The following is a 23268-nucleotide window of genomic DNA, read 5'->3' on the forward strand; positions in this document are numbered from 1 at the left end:
AGCCAATTTTTACGTTTGTCAGCCAATTCCATGCATGGATCTTTTTTTAGCCTGATTAATAAATATTTTTATCTTATTTACATCCTTTTTTCCGTCTGTTTCTACCCCACTGCTGACATCGACCATATACGGTGCCGTTATCTCAATGGCCTGCTCAACATTATCAATTGAAAGTCCGCCAGCAAGAATGACCTTTTTCCCGTCCAAGTTTTCACCGGTTAATACATTCCAATCAAATGTGACCCCGTTCCCCCCGCGGTATTTCCCTTTAGGGCTATCAAGAAGGTAATAATCACACGAAAACTGACTAATTTGATTTAAATCCTCTTGAGATTCAATGCTTAACGCCTTTATGACCGGTACAGAATATTGCGAACAATATTCAGGTGACTCATCCCCATGAAGCTGGATGACATTGATTCCTGCCTCATTGACAATCTTTCGAATGACATCCGGATCTTCATTTACAAACACGCCTACCTTAAGAATCTCATCAGGAATCACTTTAATAATTTTCCTTGCTTGATCAGAATTGATTTTCCTCTTGCTATCTGCAAAAACAAACCCAAGCGCATCTGCACCCGATTCGATCGCTTTTAACGCAGTTTCAACGTCCATAATTCCACAAATTTTCACCTTCATTAGTTCGTCACCTCTTTTATAGGCTGTTTCATTCGCTTCATTAAACCTTCGAGATTTTCAGATTTCATAAATGCCTCCCCAACAAGGATTCCATCGGCACCAGCATCTATCACTCTTTGAACATCCTCTACTGTTTTAATGCCGCTTTCACTTATGAGGAAGGCACCTGCTGCTTTAATTTTCGGAGCAAGCTTTCCCGTTATGGCTAAATCAACTGAGAAGGTTTTTAAATCACGATTATTAACGCCGATTATTTGTGCTCCAGTACGCAGGACCTTTAGCAGCTCAGCCTCATTATGAACCTCCATAAGCACTTCAAGCCCGTTGTTTAAAGCGAAATTATATAGCTCTGTCAGACGCTGATCCTCCAATGCTGCAGCAATTAACAGAATCAAATTTGCCCCAGAGGATTTCGCTTTCAGAATCTGAACTTCATCAATGATAAAATCCTTGCAGAGCAATGGGGCATCAACAGCTTCCCTAACTGACGATAAATCCTCAAAACCTCCTTTAAAAAAGGGAGTATCGGTCAGAACAGAAATGGCATCTGCTCCAAAATCTATATAAGATTGAGCTTGGACCTTAGGATCAGCACCGATATTAATATCCCCTTTTGAAGGTGATGCTCTTTTAAATTCAGCGATAATTGCAAGTGAATCCCTTTGTTGAAGCTTTTTTAGAAAGGAGCGCTTTTTTCTAAGCGGCAGGTCATGAATGTCCAATTCTTCTTCCCTTAGTCTCAAAACCTCTTTTTCCTTTTCTTCTAAAATGATATTTAAGATCGTAGTCACCTCAGATCACCCTTTCCTTTATAAATTTGCTCTCATGAATGAGCAGTTCCAGTTTATTTAGTGCCGCTCCAGAATCAATGCTTTCCTTTGCATATTCAATCCCTTTTTGAATTGTCTGCGCTTTTCCTGCTGTGAAGATTCCAATTCCTGCATTAAGGAGAACGGTATCTCGATAAGCTCCCTTCTTTCCATTCAATACATTTAAGAGGATACGTGCATTCTCTTTGGAATCGCCGCCGCGAATGGCATCATTCGTGTATACTGATAAACCTACCTCTTCTGGATGAAGGACTCTTTCAGTCAAGTTTTCATTTTCCAGAATCACTAAATGATTCTCTCCCTGAAGTGACGCCTCATCCATAAACCCTGCCCCATTTAGGACAACTGCACGTTTTCTTCCTAATGTCTTTAACACTTCTGCAAAGAGTACGAGATAATCTCGGCGATAGATCCCGAGGAGCTGTGTCTCTAAATCAACAGGATTTGTAAGCGGTCCAATTAAATTAAAGACAGTCGGAATTCGCAAATCTTTTCTCACTTTCATAATCCTTTTCAGCTGCGGGTGTACATGTGGAGCGAATAAAAAGGCAATCCCAACCTTTAGTAAAATTTCCTCTGTACGTGATGCATCCAAATTTAAATCCACACCTAGATGTTCTAATACATCCGCACTTCCCGTTTTACTTGATACACTTCTGTTTCCATGCTTGGCAACTGGAATTCCAGCACCTGCAAGAACAAAAGCAGAAGTTGTACTAATATTAAAGCTTTTCGACCCATCTCCTCCTGTTCCGCAATTATCCATAACATTCGGAATTCTCATATTAAACGTCAGTGATTTTCCCCTTAACGCTTTAGCTAAGCCGGCAATTTCTTCAACTGTTTCTCCTTTCGTTTTAAGGCCGATTAATAAACCTGCAATTTCACTATCAGTAATATCCTCAGTAAATAGAAGCTCCGTTGCTTCCGTTATTTCTTGTTCTGTTAATGAATCCCCATTAGAAATTTTCTGTAAGATGCTTTTCATGCTTACTTCCCCTCCCGATATGATTTAAGAAATTTTCCAATATTCTTTTGCCTAATGCAGTTCCAATTGATTCAGGGTGAAATTGAAGGCCAAATAACGGGAACTGCTTATGTTTAATTGCCATTATTTCATTGTCATCCATCGATTTTGCAAGGATCTGAAATCCCTCAGGTAATGTCTCCTCGGAAATCACAAGGGAATGGTACCGCATGATGTCAATTGGCTGAGGCAAATATGCAAATAAATCTGATCCATTATGTTTTAATTTTGAAATCTTCCCGTGCATAATATTGTTCGCTTTCGTTATATTTGCTCCGAATGTATACCCGATTGCTTGATGTCCAAGGCATATTCCCAATATTGGCTTGGTCTCATAGAAGGATTGGATAATGGCTGAACAAATGCCTGCATCCTCCGGTCTGCCAGGCCCAGGTGACAACACAATGGCATCCGGTTTCATTTCCTTGATCTCCTCTATTGAAATCCTGTCATTCCTAACGACATGTACTTCCTCCCCCAGCTCCCCTAAATATTGATATAGGTTATAAGTAAATGAATCATAATTATCAATAAGTAATATCATCTTGGCCCTCCAAAAAAGCTCTTAATTTATGAATCGTTTCTTCAAACTCTTTTTCTGGCACAGAATCATGAACAATCCCGGCACCCGCCTGAATAAATGCTTTTTGATCCTTTATTAACATTGTCCGAATGGCAAGGGCAAAGTCCATACTTCCATTCGCTGAGAAATATCCGATTGCTCCTGAATAAACACCTCTTTTTACTTCCTCCAGCTCGTTAATAATTTCCATCGCCCTAATTTTTGGAGCGCCAGAAACAGTTCCTGCCGGCAAACAAGCGATTAAAGCATCGATCGCTGATAAATCCTTTTTTAAAATACCGCTCACCTCAGATACTAGGTGCATGACATGTTTATATTTCTCAATCTTCATATACTTCTCAATTTCAATTGAACCAAGCTCACAAACACGGCCAAGGTCGTTTCTGCCTAAATCCAGCAGCATTCGGTGCTCCGCAAGCTCCTTTTCATCCACCAATAAATCTTTTTCATAGGAATGATCTTCCACCTCGGATTTCCCTCTTGGCCTTGTTCCCGCTATTGGATTAGTTGTCACCTTCCCGTCATTTACTTTAATTAAGCTTTCCGGTGAAGTGCCCGCGATTTTGTATCCTTCGAAGTCTAAATAATACATATAAGGGGATGGATTTTGCACTCTAAGCTTGCGATAGAAAGAAAATGGATCACCTGTAATTGTTCCTTGCAAACGCTGAGACAGCACCACTTGGAAAATATCACCTTCTACAATATGTTCTTTCGCCCGCTTCACTTTTTCGATAAATTCTTCTCTCTTTATGGATGCTTTAAAAGTTGAAAGTGAAACTTCACTTGGTTCACTGTTCACTTTGCCATGCTGAATTTCCTCTAGTCTCTTATCATGTAAAGATTGCAATTCAGATAACTCGCTAAATAAAGGAATAGAGATTAAATACACTTTCTGTTCAAGATGATCAAACACGACCACTTCCTCGAAAAACATTAAATGAACATCGGGAATATGTAATTCATCCTTTGGGGCCTTCCCGATATTTTCATACTGACGGATGACATCATAACCTACATAGCCTACAGCCCCTCCACAAAATGGAAAATTTCCAATCTCATCCTGTTCAATCGGCGGCAGTATATCTTTCAATACTTCAAGCGGATGCTTCTGAATCCGTTTCCTTCCCTTTGCTGAAAGGATTGTACTGGAATCTTCTTCTCCAATTAATTCAATAACGGGATCTGTTCCAATAAAAGAGTACCTGCCAGCCTTTTCATGTTTAAGTGAGCTTTCAAAGAGAAATTTTTTTGTCCCTTTAAGACGCTGGTAAATAAGAATTGGGGTTAACGTATCCCCTTCAATTTCGCTAATAATGATTTCCTTTACTTTCGGCATGATACACTCTCCTTAACGGTTATAAAAATAAAAAAGTCCCCTATACGCACAATATTTGTGCATATAGAGGACGTATCGTTGACCGTGGTGCCACCTCAAATTTAGAACAGAATTCTGCTCCCTTGTTCAGGTACGGATGTAAATCGATACCCTATCCATATAACGGTGGAATTCCGTGCTTCCCTACTATCCTTCAAGAAGCCTCTCGCAAGTCCATTCCAACTGCTCTCCACATACCGGCTCTCACCCTTTCCGGCTCTCTGTAATGCTTCTGAACATTGTACTACTCTTACTCAACGATTTAGTTATTCTTTTTTAAAAGGCTATAACAATAAATATTTGAAATACAAAAAGGGCCTCCCTCCAAAAAAAGGACGAGAGACCCGTGGTGCCACCTTCATTAGCTAAAATTAGCTCACTTAACAGATATCAAAATGAAATAATCATTTGAATACCTGTCTCTTGTAACGATGAGACTTTTCGCCAAAGCCTACTGCTCCTATTAAAGGTTCGGTTTGGAGGCTCGGAAGTCCATTCGCTAATACGATTACACTGATTCGCACCACCCATCAGCTCTCTTAAGTACCCGTAAAAGTTACTACTCTTCGTCAACGCCGTACGTTATGTTGCTTTTTATATTATTCTTAATTATAAAAAAAGTCAAGGATAAAAATTCATTTTTTTTAAAGAGCCTTCTTTAACCTATTTCTCCAAGCTTCTGCAAGCTCCTCTACCTGGAGCAGCTCTTCAATCGCTGCACGATTTTTTCGATCATGAAACATTAGTTGATTTCCCGCTAATACAGAGAACTTCTCCTGCTTTCTCTCCACTAATGTCAGTGAAGAGTCCTCCTTCACTATACCCTCCTGCAGGACCCTAAAGAAATAGCCAGTATACCCAGTCTTCACTACCCTGCTAAGCAAGTTCTCAGCTTTGTTATGCTTGGAAATGGATGCACATGGCACCCTCCCTTGTGAAACCTGAATAATGGCTTCACCGAGTAAAAAAATATCGCCAATATAAACGTCCTTCTCTTGATGATCAGCCACACTAATATTTTCCCCAAATGCAGGCATCTGAAACGGCTTTTGAAATTCCTTTTCCCATTGCTGATAATGTTCAAAAGGATATAAGCAAACAGCCCTATCCGTTCCCCCATGAAATTCACGGTTACCAACTGAATCCCCTTTAAATCCGTCTTTTGTCAGCAAAACTTCACTTACTGGCTTTTTTCTTATAGCTGAATTAAATGTTACACCATCCCACAAATGAAGATTGGGTCTTCCAATATTTAATGTCAAAATTTGATTCCCCATCATTTCCACCTCGAATAAAGATATTATTTTCTCGTTATTTGCCTTCTACCATTATAATACATGACAATGAATTCCAATTAATATTTACCATAAAAAGTCCCTACTACTTTCTATTTTTAAAAGCCATATTATTATTAGGTATGATGACTAAGGGGATGGGATATTCAATGGAGCATGTTGAAAAATTAGAAATCGGGGGTCAAAAGGCTAAAAAAAAGTCTAAAGGCAATGTTCCTAACAAAAAGTGGGCTGTTCTTTCACTCGCTTCGATTCCACTTGTGATGACACTTGGAAATTCCATGCTAATTCCTGTTCTGCCTGCTATGGAGAAAAACCTTAATATATCCTCCTTACAGACTAGTATGATTCTGACCGTATATTCAATTGTAGCCATCATCCTAATCCCTATAGCAGGGGGATTATCAGACTATATTGGACGGAAAAAGGTCATAATCCCGAGCCTCCTAATTGCTGGAATTGGTGGACTTCTCTCAGGATGGGCAGCCTGGAAGGCCAATGACGCTTATTGGATTATTCTTTGCGGACGTGCTTTACAAGGGGTTGGGGCGGCGGGAGCAGCTCCCATTGTCATGCCGCTCATTGGTGATATGTTTAAAAGCGATGATGAAGTCAGCAGTTCGCTCGGAATGATTGAAACATCAAATACATTTGGTAAAGTACTTAGTCCTATACTTGGAGCCTTTCTAGCCAGTTTTTTCTGGTTTCTCCCATTCTTTGCCTTTCCAGTGTTTTGTGCGCTATCGATATTACTTGTATGGCTTTTAATCAAAACACCTAATGAACGTGAGGAGCCCGTTCCATTTAAGGAGTTTTTAGTAAATATAAAAAACACATTTACACATAATGGAAAATGGCTGAATGCGATTTTTGTCATTGGTGTCATTATGATGTTTGTTTTATTTGGAGTATTGTTTTATTTATCAGATGTACTGGAAAAAACATATAACATCATCAATATTAAAAAAGGCTTTTTACTTGCAGTTCCATTAGGGGCTTTATGTATTGCCTCTTTTGTAACCGGAAAAATAATAAAAGAAAATAAAGTATTAATGAAATGGATTATCTTCGGAGGATCTGCATTGACTGCTGTTTCCGTTGCCATTTTAAGCTTTTCAAGTGGATTATGGTTCATGCTCATATTATTTACCTTTGGCGGTATCGGAATAGGGGTAGCCCTTCCCTGTTTAGATGCCTTAATTACATGTGGAATTGAAAAAGAAGAAAGAGGAACCATCACATCCATTTATCATTCAATGAGATTTATTGGTGTTGCTGCTGGTCCTCCTGTCATGGCATTATTTATGGAGCATACTGAAAAGGTATTATTTTTTTTCTTAAGCGGTCTTACTGTCATTGCCATTATTGCCACATTTATGGCAATAAAGCCTGATGAGGAGGATGCTTAGTTAAAGAGCTTCTGGATGACTTTCTTAATCGTATATGTTATCCTATAGTTGTAAATATAATTTAAAGAAATGACCGCAGGTGTTGGAGCACCCACGGTCATCCGCAATAGTCGTCGTTCCCTGAGCGGCGGCCAGTCCAAAGACTAGACCTCTCCTCAATTATCAGGTCAAGGGAGGTCTATTTTTTGTGGTTAAAAGACAAGACAGCAATGATTAGACTAGAAAAAGAAATCATAATCATAATTGTTTCAAATACTGTCATAGGCATCACCCCCTTTCAAACGGGGCTTAGCCGACCACCCTTGAGAAAACTCCCTATTGCTTCTCCATTATAACACAAACTTGGCCCAACAAAAGAACATACGTTCTATATTTGTAAAAATGATGCTTTCCTACTATTTCCATTAGAAAAAACCACCTAAGGTGGCTACACATCTCTATTCCTTCACTCTCGGCTTCGATGGGTCACAGTCAGGTTTTTCTGCCTGTGTTGATTCTGCAAGTTTTGATAAATAATAGCATTCTTCTCTGAACATGTGGTCTGCCATTAGCGCAGAAAATGTTCCTAATGCCTCCTTACTTAGCCTAAGTTCCTCAATTTCATCTAAAAAGTTCATAAACAGCTTCATTTCTAATGATACATCTTTATTAAATTTCTTCAATGCAGGAAATGTGGTAAGATTTGTTCGAAGAAATCCCGTCAGTTCAACAGCCTTTAAATAAAAGGCTTCAAAATCCTTCGTAAACTCATAACTTAATTTTTTTATTCTTTTTTCTGGAAGTTCCATATTATCAGAAATTGCCCCTGCATGCCCTGCAGCATCCAAAAGCCAAAGCAAATGGTGATGCAGCTCATGAAAAACAGGTGGTGCTTCGCCGATTTTCAAATACTTTAAAATAAGTAAGTACTCATCTACTTCATTTACCATATGATTCATAAATGTTGGTCCGAGATGAATCTTTACTTTTCCAACGAGATGGCGCTCAAGAATAGTCAACTTTAATTGGCGAATTTCCATTGCCTCTTCATCTGCTTTTCTGCTGAGCTCCAGTAAATTTTCTACCTCGACTCTTCCAAGCAGCTGATCAAAAACCTGAATAAAATAATTAGCTTCTTGTACTAATTTTTTTTCTGAAGGCGCAAGAGAATCATGAATAAACCGGGCATGATCTCCTAATACTTGCAACCAAAATCCATGCTCAAATTTTGCAGCCTTTTCGAAGCTTGCAGCCAAACACTCTCCCCCTTTTCACAATCATTCATAAAAGCTTATCGGGGAGATGGGACTTTTATGACATTTTAATCATTGAACTCTTTTGGACATAAATAAAAGCCGGAATGAATGTCCAGATTTTTTTAAAAGTGAAAGGCAGAAAGTTGCTTATTCAATATTTCGGCGTTATAACCGTTTGTTTGTAAATAGGTTAGCAGAGATGGCAAATGCTCTGCTGTTGTGCTTCTATCATGGAGTAAAATGACGATTGGTCTATCTTTATGTTTAAAATTTTCGATTTGTTGAATAACTCTTTCAACATATTCACCATTGCGGTATTTCCAATCCTCACTATCTACAGTCCAATCCCATAGTTGAAACCCGGCTGCTTCCACGGCTTTCAAATAGGAAGGTTTCATATATGGCGCGGAACCATAAGGAGTTCTAATTAATGATGTACCTGCACCTGTCATTTTCATTAAGGTGGCTTGCGCTATTGTCATTTCGTCAACTACTGTCTTTTCCGACCGATAAATTTTGGCGACATTATGTGAAACTCCGTGTAAGGCGGGGATATGACCGTTATTGATAATAGCATGTAATTCCTCTGGATACTTTCTCATATTAGGCTCAAGCATAAAAAAAGTAGCCTTCATGTCAAATGAATTCAATGTTTGCAGTATGTCTAATGTATAGGCGGAAGGTCCGTCATCAAATGTTAAATATATGACTTTTTCTTCATTTTGTTGCTTTATTTGGGAGTTTTCTTGTTTTGAAGAAACGCTATCTTTAATACTAGTTTCTATACTATTAATATCATTTTCTACAGGGTCATGCTTTTCCGGATTATTTTTCAGTTCTTGCTCATTTAATGTTTGTTCACTATGTTCTAGATCCATTTTTTTCTTTAATATGTAAAAAGCTCGAATTTTATTATTAACGTATCCATTCATCTCCTCAGCATGATCAAAATGCCTATTTGTAAGTAAGGAATACATAATATTAATCGGTTGTGATAAACTAGAAACAGCCAATGCTTCACTATGATTGTTTGTCTTAACCGTTGTAAAAACTAATGTTAAACAAACTATCAATGAAATTAATAACTTCCCTTTCGAATAGGTTGTTTTTCTTTTTCTTTTCCTTTTACTTCTCATGATGTTCACCTTTCCATCTCTAATCTTTCTGCTAAAAGTAATAGGTCCTACATTATAAAAACGATTTTATATTAAGAAAAGTTGTCAATTTTCACTTTTTCTTTACAAAACTATTAAATTTTCGCTACAAATCTTCTTTCTTTAAGATTAACCAATCTCTCATTCTTTTTCAATTGATTCCAAAAATTAGTAAATATTTAATATAGCAGACGAAATAAATCAAGAAAATACTAAATAATTTGCTCTAATAAAATAAATATGGTAGAATCCTTTTAACAATATATAGTATTATTTCATGAACACAAACACTATATGTTGTTTCCACTTCGAATTATTTCTTAATTGATCCAAGGTCTCTTTTTTATCCGCTCCTTATGGGCGGAATTTTTTTTGCAAAAAAAAGTTCTTGCATAAAGGCAAGAACTGCAATTTTTACGTAACTTCCTATATACTTGTTCCTAATCATGGTTTAAGACATTTTGTTTATACACCTGCGTGATTAATTCTTTAAATCCAATCATACCATCATCTAGACTTTCCTTCGGTAAATACCTCGCAGCATAAAGAGTTTCCTGCTCTGAAGATAAAAAAATATTTAGCGGCCCGTCCCCTTTTACATCCATCTTCTGACACTTGCTCAAGCATAGAGAAGCAATATCCGGATGCTCTTCCTTGTCAATCATCATGCAAATAAACTTATCATTTAATAGCTGGGCTGTCTCCATATCTTCAAACGACTCATGTTCCATGACAGTACACAAATGACAATGATTATCCCCAATACTGACAAAAACAAGCTTACATTCCCTTTTCGCCTTATCAAACGCTTCTATTGACCACTCTAGCCAATTTACAGGACTCCGCTCATGCTTTTTTAAATAAGGGCTTCTAGATAGCACTAACCAATTGTATGTTGGGGAATAACGTTCTTCGGATAAGAAAGACTGCATACTACACAACTCCTTAATATGGAAATAACTCCTTCTGAAAAAAAATCTATAATTGAACATCTACTTTTGACAAAGATATTATTTCCATTAAGGTGAGGAAAAATTAATGAATATTCATAGCCTTCTTATTGTTGCTATAAAAGTTCGCAAAACTTGTTCAGCTGTTTGCTCGAGTAAAATAGCAGCGCTTTCAATGGCTTTTTGCAGTGTCATAGGAGAATTAATAATACTATGAACACTTGTAATACCGTGTTCATATAAAACATCAATTCCTTGGCCAATGGACCCGGTCAGAGCAAAAACAGGGATTCCTTTCAGTTTAGCTGCTTCAGCTACGCCCATAGGTGTCTTTCCTGAGGCAGTTTGGAAATCAATCTGACCTTCACCAGTAAATACGCAATCTGCTCCAGCTAATTGTTCAACAAGCCCTGAATATTCTATGACAATGTCAATGCCTCGCTTTGTTTTAGATGGAAAAAAAGCTTGGAAGGCTCCACCAATTCCTCCTGCCGCTCCGGCTCCGGGCATATCATGCAGGCGAATGCCTGTTTTTAATGCTACTAAATCTGCCCAATGCCTTAAGTTGTTGTCTAGAATTTCAACCATTTCAGGTGTAGCCCCTTTTTGCGGACCAAACACATGAGTTGCTCCCTTTTCCCCTACTAATGGATTCTGAACATCTGTCGCTATTAAAAATTCACAATATGCAATTCGTGAATCAAACTCTTCATCATCAATATCAACAATTCTTCCTAGTTCAGAACCTCCATATCCGACTAACTCTCCATTAGCATCAAGAAACTTCATTCCTAGTGCTTGAAGCATACCTAACCCGCCATCATTGGTCGCACTTCCACCAATCGCTAAAATAAATTTGCTGCATCCATCATCTAATGCTTTTTTAATTAGCTGTCCTGTCCCAAATGTTGTGGCTGTCATAGGATTAAGCCTAGCAGAATCGATGAGACATAACCCTGATGCACTAGCCATTTCTATCACGCATGTTTCCTGATCACCTAATAATCCATAAGCAGCTTGTACAGGATCAAGTAATGGTCCCTTAACCTCAATCTCTACCTTATGACCATTTGTAGCAGATACTAGACTGTCCATCGTCCCTTCTCCACCGTCTGCAACTGGAACTAGAACGGTTTCTGCATGCTGAATTGCATTTTTCACCCCTTTTTCAATGGCTTTTGCTGCTTCAAGTGCCGTTAAACTCCCCTTGAATGAATCGGGTGCAATCACAATTTTCATTTTCCTTGCCACCTTATTAGATTTTATTAATAATATATAAATAAAATTAAATATTCAGTAACTTCTATTCACTATTATAGGCTTAAATACGCGTTATTGGTATTAGAATTCTCCTATTAAAAAGAAGTCCATGCTTTGCATGAACCTACAATTAAGGGCAATCACCTATCCGAAGATCATGCATATTTTAATGAAGTAAGGATAGGAGTGTGCGATAACTATGATATTACTTCAGGATTTAGAGCTGGAAAAGCATGATACAGAAGGATGGCAGAAGAAAGCCTATGAGCTGTTTATTCAAAAAATGACTGATGCGAATCAATTATTTCCTTGCATCCCCGCCACTTTAGGGTTAAAGTCTGGTCACCTGAGATACGGCTTCATTGACAGCCCATTAAAATATGAGACCTCTTACGAACTGGCAGCAATACTTAAGGAATATTCCTTACATTATAAAAGCTTCGGAAAATATACGTCTCTCATTATATTTTTTAATTCCTCTAAAGAAGACTTGAATTTTAGCATTAAAGAATATCAGGAATTGTTCTGGCAACACCTAATCAACTTAACGATGCTAGATGAATTGCCTTGGCCAGATATCATACCTACAAACCCAATTCATCCATTTTGGGAATTCTGTTTTCATGGGACACCCTATTTTATGTACTGTGCGACCCCTGCACACATAAATAGAAAAAGCAGAAGCTTTCCATATTTAATGTTAGCCATCACACCAAGATTTGTTCTAAAAGAATTCCTCGCAAAAGGAAAACAGGCTGATAAAATAAAACAGCAAATCCGCGAACGTTTATGCGCTTATGACAGCACTACTATTCACCCTGCATTAAACTCTTATGGAAATAGCGATAATTATGAATGGACACAATATTTCCTGCCAGATGATCAAAGCACATTTTCCCAATGCCCGTTTCATAAAGAAAAAAATAAAATGTAAGTTGTTAAATAATGACATATAAAAAAGCCAAACTCTGTATTTCATTAGGTTTGGCTTTTTTGTAAATAAACTGACATTCTAGAGATGAAATCGCTGTGCCAGCATCTCCCAGTCACTCATAAATATCGGCCATAAATTCGGTCTTCTTCTAATGGCAAGCGGATGATAAGCAACAGCTGTCGGGAATCCATTTACATTGTGCCAGGAGCCTCGCAGTTTTTTCACCTCTGCTTCAGGATTTTCGAAAAATGATTGAACAGCAATATTCCCTAAACAAAAAATAAAATTCGGCTTCTTTTCTGCTAACTGCACCCTTAAATGCTGGATACAAGATTTCCTAGCTTCCTCTTTATTATAGGCACGAACAGGTCTTCTTTTTAAAATATACGTTACATATAAATCACTAGGCTGTATGCCTACCTCGTTAGCGGATTTTTGTAATGTAAACCTAGTTCCGCAAACATATGGATTCCCTTCACGATCTTCTCGTGCTCCTGGATTATCAAGGATAATCATGATAGGAGCACCAGGATTGCCTTCCCCCCACACCATCCTTGTCCCATGCTTATTAAGTTTGCATTCACGACAATCCTTTTGATCCTCTGGCACTCGTTCCTCAGGCCAAATGGCTGGACAAAATTCAATAATACCCGTCATCTCCTGTTCTGATTACAGTCCACCACAGCTGTTATGGTTGTTTTGCTTCTTTTCTAAAGTATTTGTCTCGTCCGACTCAACGACCGATTGTAATCCATAGCCTGTTGTACTAATTTCAAATTCCATATCTTTCTCCTGGTCATTTAATTTATGATTGTTAAGATTCAATTGATCATTTCGCATCTTTACCCCTCCAATTTCTTTTTATTAGAACCAATCTGTATTCCTATTGTTCCTCCATAAAGCAAAGTCATACAGCCTCCATATTCTTAAATACATAAAACCTTTGCCCTAAATAGTTTAGGAGTGTATATAATCCTGCTCCTATTACAACTGCCAAGTTTTCTGCCAACAGGCTATTACCCTCTTCAAAGATTCTTAAGGCCATATGGCTTACGGAATAAGAGAAAATGTAGCAGCTCAAAATCACGATAATGAAGCGTGGGATACTCGTTTTCAAATGAATTTTACTCTGAAAGGTAAAACTTCGATTTAAAAAATAACTTACAAAAGCTCCAACGCCATTTCCAATGAAGGTAGAAATCCAATAGGACATTTCTGCTGCATTTAATAGAAGAAGCATGATGGAGAGTCCAATTAACGTATTTACCACTCCTACTAATAAAAAACGGAAAAAGGAATTAGTTCGTTTCAGATAATTTTCCATAATTATGGTCAAAGAGTTCATGTTCATTTTCTCCATCATTTATTAGCGAACGTGGAATCGGCAAATTAAATGTATCAATATCAACCATATATTTCGGTCTTCGCTTCGTTTCACTATATATTTTTCCAATGTATTCACCAACCACACCAATAGAAATGAGCTGAATCCCGCCAATTAACCAAATAGAAGTTATTAAGGATGTCCAGCCCGTTTCCGTTTTACCGGATAGCTTTAAACTGAGAAAGTAGACTCCAAATAAAAGACTAATAAAGAAAGAAAGAAATCCAACAAGCATGACGACACGAATAGGCGTAACAGAAAAAGAGGTTAATCCCTCAAGTGAAAAGGCGATCATTTTGTTTAGCGGATATTTCGTTTCTCCGGCACTTCGTTCTTTTCGGTCATAGTAGACGGAGGTAGACTTTAAGCCTAGTATTGGCACAATGCCGCGGAGGAAAATATTCACCTCATCATAGCGCTGTAATTCATAAAGAGCCCTATTGCTCATTAATCGAAAGTCAGCATGATTATATACAAGATCCACCCCCATCCTCTTCATTAATTTATAAAAGCCTTGGGCCGTGCTCCTTTTGAAATATGTATCTGTATCCCGTTTTCTTCTGACCCCATAGACGATTTCATAGCCTTCTCGGTATTTCAAAATAAATTCACGTATGACAGAAATATCATCCTGAAGATCTGCATCAATGGAAATAACACAATCCGAAACAGTCTTGGCTGCCATTAATCCAGCCAAAAGCGCCTTTTGGTGTCCGACATTTCTTGAAAGCTTTAACCCTTTAATTAGCTCGTCTTTTAAACTCTTTCTATATATGATTTCCCATGTTTGATCCTTACTCCCATCATCAACAAATAAAATTTTACTATTACTCGAAACTAACCTCTCCTTTACTAGCTCTTGGAGAAAAATGCTTAGCTGTAGCATCGTATCTGGGAGAATCTCCTCTTCGTTATAACATGGAACAATTATCGTGAGCATTGGATGATCCATTCTGATTCCTCCTGGTGTTAGATCGCTTTATATAAATAAATTTTCCAAGCAGAGCTAGATGATTCAAACGTCCTTTCTAAGCTCAGATTATTTTCATATGCATTATCAATGGGAACGGCAGAAAAAATATATTGGCCACCCATTTCCTTAAATGGCTTGATGTTAAGCTCAAGGTTTTTTAATCGCTTTTTTGTATTTTTTTTAAACATATAGCGCTTTCCTAGTTCCGCTGTAAAAATATAGCAGCGTCCTCCCCATTCATCAAAATAAAGGCGGATTGTTTTATTTTTTGCCAATTCCTTCTCAATAATTTTCCTAAATTGATATTTATAAGATAAAGGGTAAAAATTATTATAAGTGTCGAGGGTATAAAAACCGTTAAATTGAGCGATAGCCGGGTGAATACCAATACTCGCCACACGATAATCTTTCTGAGGAATTCCTATATAATCTTTAATCTCCTTAAATTGATCCACAGCAAAAAATTGCTTAAATGTTGGCTTTGTTTGAAAGATGATTTCTTCATTAGTTACAGAACAAACAATTAGCTGTGCAGCAACAAGTATAGGAACTGTCCTTTTCCACCTTGTATCCATTAGAACCTTTAATGACAAAGCAAACAGTACATAAATGACTAGCGGCCTCAGAAAGTGATACCGGGCAAAATTGAAAGTATCTAAAAAGTGAAATCGCTTCGTTAATGGCAGCCATCCCTTATAAAACCAGAATGCATACCATACTGATAAAGTGATATTAAGGATAAATAAAAAAACAAAGGCTCTTTCCTTTTTCCAGATTTTCTTTCTTAAAATAATGAATAATGCCAAAAACATTACAGGCAAGATGACTAAAGTATGAATAGTTGCAGCATGATGATGACCATAGATGAAATTTTTATAGGTAAGTCTAATAGAGCGCCAAATGGATAATCTTGCGTGAAAATATTCATCTCTGCTGTTTGGTTCATCATCAAACAGAAAAGAATAGACTAGCCGGTATTCCACGATTGCATACAAAAGAGTCATATAACCAATAGACAATAGAAAACGCCAATTCCACCGCTTCTTCATCATTACTTCAATTAGCCAAAAGATCCCTATAGCAGTTAGAAAAAAGAAGAAACCTAAAACAATACTAGAATAGAAAGGAAGGAGAGTTAGCACCAGATAGCTTTTCCACATTTTCTCCTTTTTCCGGATATTGAGGAAAGCCCATAAGGCCAAAGGCATACCAAGAGTGCTTAACATCCCTGATGGCCAAAATGGGGTAAATGCAAATGCAAGAGAAGTGCCTATATTCACAGTTAGAATAGTCCACTGTTGCCCAGTTAAGAAATGGGTTTTCAACAGTAAATACATCCCTATGAACGCAAAAACCCTAGTAATCGTCTGGCTAATTGCATAAGCCGTCATTGCAGGAAAGAGAGCATAAAGCCAAACGATCAGACTAAATTCCGTTCCAAATGCATTTCGGGATAATTGTCCATTTATTATTTGCGGAATGACGGCATTGACAGACCCGGTTAATTGTCCACTTTCAGCTATGACTTTATACCAGGCTAAATTGGAATCCAAATTATCGTGAACTCGTATATGTGCATTCTCCCCTAATATGAACAGCGGGGAGACAAAAACAGCTAAGGCAAGAAAGGCAAAAATTAAAAACCTTCTTTCGATATGTTTTTTTTGAGTTGGCATTTCTTCATACACCTCAAAAGCATATTCCCTGCAAAAGTCTTATTAATAGTTTTAAGGTGCTCTTTGTGGAGGAAAATATTCCTTTTTGCTCATTTTCTGTAAACAGGTGGGATAAGACAGCCTCTTCCGTACATAGAAATGGATACGGGAAAGCCAAATGATTAGGGGGATCATGGATGATAAAAAAAGCAGTCATTCCTGCCGCCGCTGGTTTAGGAACCCGCTTCCTGCCGGCAACAAAAGCTCTGCCAAAGGAAATGCTCCCAATCGTTGATAAACCAGCCATCCAATATATTATTGAAGAAGCGATTGCGTCGGGGATTGAAGATATTATTATTGTAACAGGAAGGAATAAAAGAGCTATAGAAGACCACTTTGATAAGTCAGTAGAAATGGAATTGCTGTTAAAGCGAACAGGAAAAATAGAAATGCTTCATGAGGTCCAGAAAATATCTGAAATGGCCGATATTCACTATGTTCGGCAAAAGGAACCATTAGGGTTAGGCCATGCCGTCTTATGCGCAAAAAAATTTATCGGAAATCAGCCATTTGCAGTTCATTTGGGTGATGACATTATTGAACATGAAGAGCCAGCCTTAAAGCAAATGTTACCAGTTTAATAAAATGGGAACGAGCATTATCGGCAGTAAAGAGGTGCCGCGCTCGGATGTTGATAAGTATGGAATCATCGGCTATACAGAACAAACGGGAGAATTGTTTAAAGTTGATAGTTTGATTGAAAAACCATCCATTGTTATGGCTCCATCCTCGCAAGCGATTATTGGAAGATATATTCTAACCCCACTTATTTTTGAAATTCTTGATCATGTGCAGCAAGACAAATATGATGAAATCCAGCTAACTGATGCTTTGCATTTATTGCTAGAGCACGAGTCTATTTTTTCATATATTATCAAAGGGAAACGATATGATGTTGGTGATAAATTTGGCTTTCTGGAAGCGTCCATTAATTTTGCATTAAAGAGACCGGAATTAAAAGAAAAACTATACCTGTACTTAAAACAAATTCATTTTTGAAAAGCTGATAAACTTTTGTATCCCTCTGGATACTTTATGTGCCAATTCCAAGCATCCTGTATTATTTTGTGTATTGAAGATTTCTTTGGTTTCCAGCCTAATATTTTCAAAGCTTTATCCGAACAAGCAATTAATTCTGCGGGATCACCATGCCTCCTATCTCCTACTATCACCTTTATATTTTTCCCTGTTTCTTCTATAGAAGCCCTTATTACCTCCTTTACCGAATATCCCGCAGTATTGCCAAGATTAAATACATTACTTTTTCCTCCATTTTGTAAGTATTGGAGTGCCATTGAATGAGCCTCTGCTAAATCCTCTACATGAATAAAGTCTCGGATACAGGTTCCATCCTTTGTCGGATATTTATCTCCATAAATTGTTACGTATTCTCTCATTCCCAGTGCTGCCTGCAGAACAATAGGAATTAAATGGGTTTCAGGAAGATGACACTCTCCTAATTCACCTGTTTCCTTCGCACCGGCTGCATTGAAATATCGTAATGAGACATAGCTTGCATTAAAGGCATCTCCCCACCATTTGATCATCCTCTCCATTGCAAGCTTTGTCTCACCATATGGATTAGAGGGCTGAAGTGGAAAGCTTTCTTTAATTGGCTGTTTATGCGAATCCCCATAAACGGCCGCAGTAGATGAGAATACTAGGTATTTAACACAGTGCCTGCTCATCGCCTCAAGCAGAGACCGTGTTCCGCTTACGTTTACATCATAATACTTTAACGGATCATTCATTGATTCTCCGACTAGTGAAGCGGCCGCAAAATGAAAAACTGCCTCTATTTTTTCATTATTAAAAATATTCATTATTATTTCTGAAGAACGTATATCACACTCATAGAAAATTGCCTTTGGATGAATGGCCTCTCGGTGGCCAGTCTGCAGGTTATCGATGACAATTACCTTCATACCTTTCTCAATTAAATAATCAACAAGATGTGAGCCAATATAACCTGCGCCTCCAGTTACCAAAATCGCCATTAGTTCTCCCCCCGTAAATCCATTTCTCCCTTCTCTATATGCAATAGAAATTGTTTGTATTCTCCCAAAAAAACATTAAAAAACGCCTGCTCGACTAAGCAGACGTTATTAATAATGGATCATTCCTCTCCACGATTACTTTTATCTTCATTTAATTTTAAATCTGTCTCAGAAGGAGTCAGTTCTTCTGAAGCTTCTGTTTGAAATTGCAGTTTGGTTGGCCGTGCAGTATGGCTGTTCATTTTAGTGATAATCTGATTGGCCATGTATCTATGAAATATAATTTCAAAAAGGGCGACTCCAGCGGCAGCAACGAGAGACATCGTCACTATATTTTCTCTTAGGGTCAAACTGATACTTAAAGACCAAATCACGAGGAAAGCCAGGACAAAATCGGTGATTGTCGCAATGAAATTATTAGACCTAGGCAACACAAGAAAGTCGCCAAGAACATAAGAGGATGCTCCCAATGCTAATGAAATTAAGAATACCATTCCAAAGGACATGCCATAAAATAAGCCAAGTATAATATATAAAATGACTAAACAAGAAATAAACTTTAACAAAAATGCTTTTGCATGCTTCACAACATCATCTCCTTTTAGTCTATTTTGCTTATATTCGGCTTTTCCTATTCAGTTTAGGAATTTGCGAATTCAGAAATAACGGCAATGACTAAAGAAAGTTTTTGGACAAAGATTCATAGGAACATTTTTTGCACATAAAATGTACAAGTTAGGAACCTATCCGATTGGAGTGGTCATTATTGAATGTTAACATTTTCCTGAGTTATATCATTTTAGGGTTTACTTTGGCAGCTCCAATTGGTCCGGTTAACTCGGTTAGGTTGGATAAAGGTATAAAGAATGGTTTTTGGCATGCATGGATTGTAGGGATCGGCTCTATGATAGCAGATGGAATTTTCATGCTAACGGTTTATTTAGGGATGGTACACTTTTTGGAAATATCGATTGTTCAAATATTTCTCTGGCTTTTTGGAGGGTTTATTCTCATCTATACAGGGATAGAAAGCATTATAGGCGCTAAGATGATTACTTTGGAAGAAACTAGGGGGAAAGATTCAATAACAAAATGCTTCTTGACAGGGTTTTTCATGTCCATATCCAGCCCCTTATCCATCCTATTCTGGTTAGGAATTTACGGATCTGTACTCGCTAAAACAGCCCAAGTCTATGGGACTGGTCAATTATTAATTTATAGCAGCATGATATTTTTGGGACTCACCATTTGGGATATTCTCATTGCGGGATTAACAACAGGGTTTCGAAGATTTTTAACTGTACATAGTCTTAAGGCTATTTCTATTTTTTCTGGCCTATCATTACTTGGATTCGGTTTATATTTTGCCTATCATGGAATAAAAGCGGTGTTTTTTTGAAGTGACATAGAAGAAGCGGGATCAATAAATGATTCCCGCTTTTTTTGTTAATTCCTTTTTACTCCGTAAATTATACAGGCTACTCCTCCAAAGATAAAGACTATTTCCCTTTTTCTTTGTCTTTATCTTTCAATTCCGGTTTATCATTCATTACTCTAAAAAATTGTGTATTCATGCTGCCCTGAACAATATCCTCTAAAAAGAATTGACCAATCAATTTTAAATACTCATCATCATCGAACATCTTCTTGTTTTGCAGTTCCATTTCTGCAAGGCCTTCGTATGTTGAAATAACAGCGTATGTATGGTCCTTTCCTGAAATGGGCGTTAAAATTTCTACCTTATGATGATAATTTTCATTTCTGTATTTTTTAATCTCAAGTAAATTATCTAACCCATCTTTGAATTTTTCCTGTTTTATCTCAAAGGTTTGGTAAACGATGACCGACATTCAGAATGCCCTCCAATATGAGTATTAAAGAAGATTTCAAATTTATTATTTTCCTAATTGAATTATTTATTCTTTAGGAAAAATTGTAGTACAGCCTCTAAATCATGAATAGAATGTGTACAAACCTATTAATTGAATAATACATAGCAAGGAGAAAAAACATGGGGATTTTTTTGGGTTATGTCTTTCTTGGGCTTACTTTGGCTGCACCGATTGGGCCAGTGAATGCAGCACAATTAGATAAGGGGATTAAAAATGGCTTTTGGCATTCATGGCTTGTCGGCTTTGGCGCTATGATTGCAGATATCCTATATATGATTGCTGTTTTTTTGGGTGTAGTTCAGTTTCTTGAAATACCCATTGTCAAAACCTTTTTGTGGTCATTTGGCTTCTTTGTTCTCATTTATACAGGTATTGAAAGTATTCAAGGTGCTGGAAAAATTGAATTATCATCTCGTAATAAAAGTGAATCCGCTATCAAATCTTTTATTTCCGGCTTTTTCATTTCGATTTCCAATCCTTTAACCATTTTATTCTGGTTGGGCATTTTCGGATCTGTCTTAGCAAAGACGGCTACACAATTCGATCAGCTACAATTGTTAACATTTAGTTCTGCCATCATTGTTGGCTTATTTATTTGGGATGTAACGATGGCTGGGATTGCAAGCAGCTTTAGAAGATTTTTATCTGGTAAGATTCTTGCGGGCATCTCTATTGTCTCAGGTATTTCATTAATTGGGTTTGGAATTTATTTTGGATATGAGGCGGTTCTTTTATTATTTTTCCAATAAAAAGATGACCATAGGTTGATTACGAGGGTTGTCCTCTAATTTCCATTAGACGTTCAACCCTTGTTTACTTTAAAGCTTATGCTTTTTGGGGATTATATCCTTTACTTTGCTTTCGTTTCTTAATGAAATTCATAATTAGTAACATACTTATCACTAAACCGACAAAAAGGATACTCACAAAGAATCCCGGGCGGCTTGATTTCTCGAAAAGTGTTCCAGTTATTGCGAGCAAAATTAAACCCATCCCTATAAAGCGTTTAACATGGTCGAATTTCGTAGCTTTAATCAGCTTCGGGAAAGAAACTAGAATGAACAACCAATTGTATAACAGCATTAACCCAGCTGCTGTCGTAATATATTCATACACACTGTCAGGCATGACTAATGCCAATAAAACTGATGTCACTAACCCGCCAATTGTTAAGGAAAGTGCCAGTGGAGGAACTTTTAGCTTACCCTTTTTCGAGAAAATTTTTGGGGCATCTCCATCTTCCGCTAAAGTGACAATCATGCTTGTAACGGCAAATAGGGTAGCGACCATAGTCGAAAAGCCGGCAATAATAATGCCTCCAGTAAATACATGTGGAAAAAAGGTGATATCATATTTATCAAGAGCAATAACAAACGGGCTTTCATTTTTACTAAATTTATCTATCGCTGCTAATCCCGTAGCTAAAGCTAAAGAGATTAAGTAAATGGTCGTTAAGATGATCAACATAACAGAGCCTGATTTACGAACATCTTCTTTATTTTTTAACCTAGTTGCCAAAATCCCCATTATTTCTATCCCGCCAAAGGCATAAAATCCAAAGATTAATGCAGACCATAAACCATAAAATCCTCTAGGCAGGATTTCATTTCCTTCTGTAGGGACTTTAAAATCCTTTAGATTTCCTCCAAATAATCCAAATAAAACGGTGATCGCCAAGATGATAAACATCAATATTGCAGCAATTTTAATAATTGCAAAAATATTCTGGACTTTCTCAAATCCCTTTGTTCCAATGACAATAACGAAAACCCCTAGCACTGCATAAATGGAGGAAAAAATCCAAAGAGGTACATTAGGGAACCAGAATCGTGTTAATAATGAAAGAGCGGTCAACTGGCTACCGGAAATCAGCATTTCAGAAAACCAATAGACCCACCCACTGCTAAACCCAGCTCCACGCCCATATGCTTTTTTCGCGTATGAACGAAATGCCCCTTTTTGCGGGTCCTTTGCGGACATTTTTCCTAAAGCGTCAAAAACTGTGTAAGTGCCTATCGCTGCCAGAATAAAGGCTATTAAAATTGCGGGGCCAGTCATTCTTATACCAATTCCGGTCCCAACAAAATACCCTGTTCCAATAATGCATCCGACACCGATTAACGACAGCTGCCACCAAGCTAGCTTTTTTCCATCTTCGCTAATATCCCCTTTGTCAGCAGCACGAGCCGGTATTTCCATGCCAATCCCCCCTCCGAAACTCCAAATTATTATTTGCCCCATACCATTAAATATGTATCTCCAAATAACCAATCCATGAAGAATAAAGAGGCTTAAAAGGTTTCAAAATAAGCAATAGGAGGGGATTTTAAATGGCTAACCAATGTTTTTACTGCAACAGTGAAACGGGGGAAAAAGAATTACATCAAGTCACATTTTATGTATCAAATATGGACAAGGATGAAATACTTTGCCCTGAATGTTATCAAGAATGGCTCCATGGAATTAAAGAGTAATAATAGGTGAAGGACTTTTCCAAAAGTCGGAAAAGTCCTTCATAACGATAAAAACTCTTTCTTTGATATGTACTTATTAACATTATTCTTCTAGTTTTTTAAGGTTGTCAAAATGATAAGTTTAGCTTATAATCGA

At 37.5% G+C, this 23268-nt stretch carries 25 protein-coding genes, 1 pseudogene and 2 other annotated features; of the genes and pseudogenes, 6 read left to right on the forward strand and 20 right to left on the reverse strand.

Annotated features, from left to right (window positions below; genetic code table 11):
- Positions 1-18 precede the first annotated feature (18 nt).
- The 6 genes from V7122_RS22665 to V7122_RS22690 form a co-directional block, all read right to left on the reverse strand.
- Positions 19-642, reverse strand: a complete 624-nt coding sequence (locus V7122_RS22665) for a phosphoribosylanthranilate isomerase (RefSeq protein WP_335529343.1) — start codon at positions 640-642, stop codon at positions 19-21.
- The gene (trpC, locus tag V7122_RS22670) at positions 642-1433 is read right to left on the reverse strand and encodes an indole-3-glycerol phosphate synthase TrpC (RefSeq protein WP_335529347.1); all 792 of its coding nucleotides are present in this window, start codon (positions 1431-1433) and stop codon (positions 642-644) included. The genes V7122_RS22665 and trpC overlap by 1 nt, the downstream gene beginning before the upstream one ends.
- Before the next feature lies 1 nt (position 1434).
- Entirely contained in the window at positions 1435-2460 is a 1026-nt protein-coding gene (gene trpD, locus V7122_RS22675; RefSeq protein WP_335529349.1) for an anthranilate phosphoribosyltransferase, read from the reverse strand.
- On the reverse strand, positions 2432-3043 hold the full coding sequence (locus tag V7122_RS22680) for an anthranilate synthase component II (protein WP_335529350.1): 612 nt from the start codon (positions 3041-3043) through the stop codon (positions 2432-2434). The genes trpD and V7122_RS22680 overlap by 29 nt, the downstream gene beginning before the upstream one ends.
- The gene (trpE, locus tag V7122_RS22685; RefSeq protein ID WP_335529352.1) at positions 3027-4421 is read right to left on the reverse strand and encodes an anthranilate synthase component I; all 1395 of its coding nucleotides are present in this window, start codon (positions 4419-4421) and stop codon (positions 3027-3029) included. The genes V7122_RS22680 and trpE overlap by 17 nt, the downstream gene beginning before the upstream one ends.
- Before the next feature lie 63 nt (positions 4422-4484).
- Positions 4485-4727, reverse strand: a binding site (T-box leader).
- A 61-nt stretch (positions 4728-4788) separates the two neighbouring features.
- Positions 4789-5042, reverse strand: a binding site (T-box leader).
- Positions 5043-5104: 62 nt separating this feature from the next.
- Entirely contained in the window at positions 5105-5737 is a 633-nt protein-coding gene (locus V7122_RS22690; protein ID WP_335529355.1) for an MOSC domain-containing protein, read from the reverse strand.
- Positions 5738-5904: 167 nt separating this feature from the next.
- Between V7122_RS22690 and V7122_RS22695 the strand changes: the two genes are divergently transcribed.
- Positions 5905-7164, forward strand: a complete 1260-nt coding sequence (locus tag V7122_RS22695; protein WP_335529357.1) for an MFS transporter — start codon at positions 5905-5907, stop codon at positions 7162-7164.
- Between the two features lie 178 nt (positions 7165-7342).
- On the opposite strand, the gene V7122_RS25850 is transcribed toward V7122_RS22695, so the two are convergent.
- The 5 genes from V7122_RS25850 to V7122_RS22715 all read right to left on the reverse strand — a co-directional run bounded on the left by V7122_RS25850 (position 7343) and on the right by V7122_RS22715 (position 11742).
- Positions 7343-7432: a putative holin-like toxin gene (locus V7122_RS25850; protein ID WP_407643410.1), complete on the reverse strand. Its 90-nt coding sequence runs from the start codon at positions 7430-7432 to the stop codon at positions 7343-7345.
- Positions 7433-7601: 169 nt separating this feature from the next.
- Positions 7602-8399 (reverse strand): DUF2935 domain-containing protein, encoded by a 798-nt coding sequence (locus V7122_RS22700; protein WP_335529359.1) that lies wholly within the window; start codon positions 8397-8399, stop codon positions 7602-7604.
- Positions 8400-8521: 122 nt separating this feature from the next.
- Positions 8522-9535, reverse strand: coding sequence for a polysaccharide deacetylase family protein (locus V7122_RS22705; protein ID WP_335529361.1), 1014 nt, complete (start codon positions 9533-9535; stop codon positions 8522-8524).
- Between the two features lie 458 nt (positions 9536-9993).
- A complete protein-coding gene (locus V7122_RS22710) occupies positions 9994-10485 on the reverse strand; it encodes a DUF255 domain-containing protein (RefSeq protein ID WP_335529364.1) in 492 nt (163 codons plus the stop codon).
- A gap of 114 nt (positions 10486-10599) precedes the next feature.
- Positions 10600-11742 carry a glycerate kinase gene (locus tag V7122_RS22715; protein WP_335529367.1) on the reverse strand — a complete coding sequence of 381 codons (1143 nt, stop codon included), beginning with the start codon at positions 11740-11742 and terminating at the stop codon, positions 10600-10602.
- 220 nt (positions 11743-11962) lie between these two features.
- On the opposite strand from V7122_RS22715, the gene V7122_RS22720 reads away from it, so the two are divergent.
- Positions 11963-12697: a YqcI/YcgG family protein gene (locus V7122_RS22720; RefSeq protein ID WP_335487658.1), complete on the forward strand. Its 735-nt coding sequence runs from the start codon at positions 11963-11965 to the stop codon at positions 12695-12697.
- 78 nt (positions 12698-12775) lie between these two features.
- On the opposite strand, the gene V7122_RS22725 is transcribed toward V7122_RS22720, so the two are convergent.
- From V7122_RS22725 to V7122_RS22745, 5 genes are all read right to left on the reverse strand, one after another.
- Positions 12776-13354: a uracil-DNA glycosylase gene (locus V7122_RS22725; RefSeq protein WP_335487661.1), complete on the reverse strand. Its 579-nt coding sequence runs from the start codon at positions 13352-13354 to the stop codon at positions 12776-12778.
- 12 nt (positions 13355-13366) lie between these two features.
- Positions 13367-13537: a hypothetical protein gene (locus V7122_RS22730; RefSeq protein WP_335487664.1), complete on the reverse strand. Its 171-nt coding sequence runs from the start codon at positions 13535-13537 to the stop codon at positions 13367-13369.
- Between the two features lie 67 nt (positions 13538-13604).
- Entirely contained in the window at positions 13605-14042 is a 438-nt protein-coding gene (locus V7122_RS22735; protein ID WP_335346254.1) for a GtrA family protein, read from the reverse strand.
- A complete protein-coding gene (locus tag V7122_RS22740) occupies positions 13996-15033 on the reverse strand; it encodes a glycosyltransferase family 2 protein (protein WP_335487670.1) in 1038 nt (345 codons plus the stop codon). The genes V7122_RS22735 and V7122_RS22740 overlap by 47 nt, the downstream gene beginning before the upstream one ends.
- Positions 15034-15050: 17 nt before the next feature.
- Positions 15051-16730, reverse strand: a complete 1680-nt coding sequence (locus V7122_RS22745) for a DUF6044 family protein (RefSeq protein WP_335529370.1) — start codon at positions 16728-16730, stop codon at positions 15051-15053.
- 176 nt (positions 16731-16906) lie between these two features.
- On the opposite strand from V7122_RS22745, the pseudogene galU reads away from it, so the two are divergent.
- Positions 16907-17768 (forward strand): annotated as a pseudogene (galU, locus tag V7122_RS22750) (UTP--glucose-1-phosphate uridylyltransferase GalU).
- Here the strand turns inward: galU and galE are convergent.
- Positions 17759-18766 carry a UDP-glucose 4-epimerase GalE gene (gene galE / locus V7122_RS22755; protein ID WP_335529372.1) on the reverse strand — a complete coding sequence of 336 codons (1008 nt, stop codon included), beginning with the start codon at positions 18764-18766 and terminating at the stop codon, positions 17759-17761. The pseudogene galU and the gene galE overlap by 10 nt on opposite strands.
- A gap of 119 nt (positions 18767-18885) precedes the next feature.
- Positions 18886-19353 (reverse strand): YndM family protein, encoded by a 468-nt coding sequence (locus V7122_RS22760; protein ID WP_335529374.1) that lies wholly within the window; start codon positions 19351-19353, stop codon positions 18886-18888.
- A 179-nt stretch (positions 19354-19532) separates the two neighbouring features.
- Here V7122_RS22760 and V7122_RS22765 point away from each other — a divergent pair, with 179 nt between their 5' ends.
- A complete protein-coding gene (locus tag V7122_RS22765; RefSeq protein WP_335529378.1) occupies positions 19533-20165 on the forward strand; it encodes a LysE family transporter in 633 nt (210 codons plus the stop codon).
- Positions 20166-20265: 100 nt separating this feature from the next.
- Here the strand turns inward: V7122_RS22765 and V7122_RS22770 are convergent, their stop codons facing one another.
- Entirely contained in the window at positions 20266-20616 is a 351-nt protein-coding gene (locus V7122_RS22770; protein ID WP_335346248.1) for a hypothetical protein, read from the reverse strand.
- A 161-nt stretch (positions 20617-20777) separates the two neighbouring features.
- Between V7122_RS22770 and V7122_RS22775 the strand changes: the two genes are divergently transcribed.
- Complete coding sequence (locus V7122_RS22775) at positions 20778-21407, forward strand: LysE family translocator (protein ID WP_335346247.1); 630 nt, start codon at positions 20778-20780, stop codon at positions 21405-21407.
- Between the two features lie 76 nt (positions 21408-21483).
- Here the strand turns inward: V7122_RS22775 and V7122_RS22780 are convergent, their stop codons facing one another.
- Positions 21484-22857 (reverse strand): amino acid permease, encoded by a 1374-nt coding sequence (locus V7122_RS22780; protein WP_335529382.1) that lies wholly within the window; start codon positions 22855-22857, stop codon positions 21484-21486.
- 131 nt (positions 22858-22988) lie between these two features.
- Here V7122_RS22780 and V7122_RS22785 point away from each other — a divergent pair, with 131 nt between their 5' ends.
- The gene (locus tag V7122_RS22785; RefSeq protein ID WP_335346245.1) at positions 22989-23132 is read left to right on the forward strand and encodes a hypothetical protein; all 144 of its coding nucleotides are present in this window, start codon (positions 22989-22991) and stop codon (positions 23130-23132) included.
- The last annotated feature ends 136 nt before the right edge of the window (positions 23133-23268 follow it).

The sequence above is a fragment of the Bacillus sp. JJ1532 genome (assembly GCF_036965085.1).
Lineage (GTDB): Bacteria > Bacillota > Bacilli > Bacillales > Cytobacillaceae > Cytobacillus.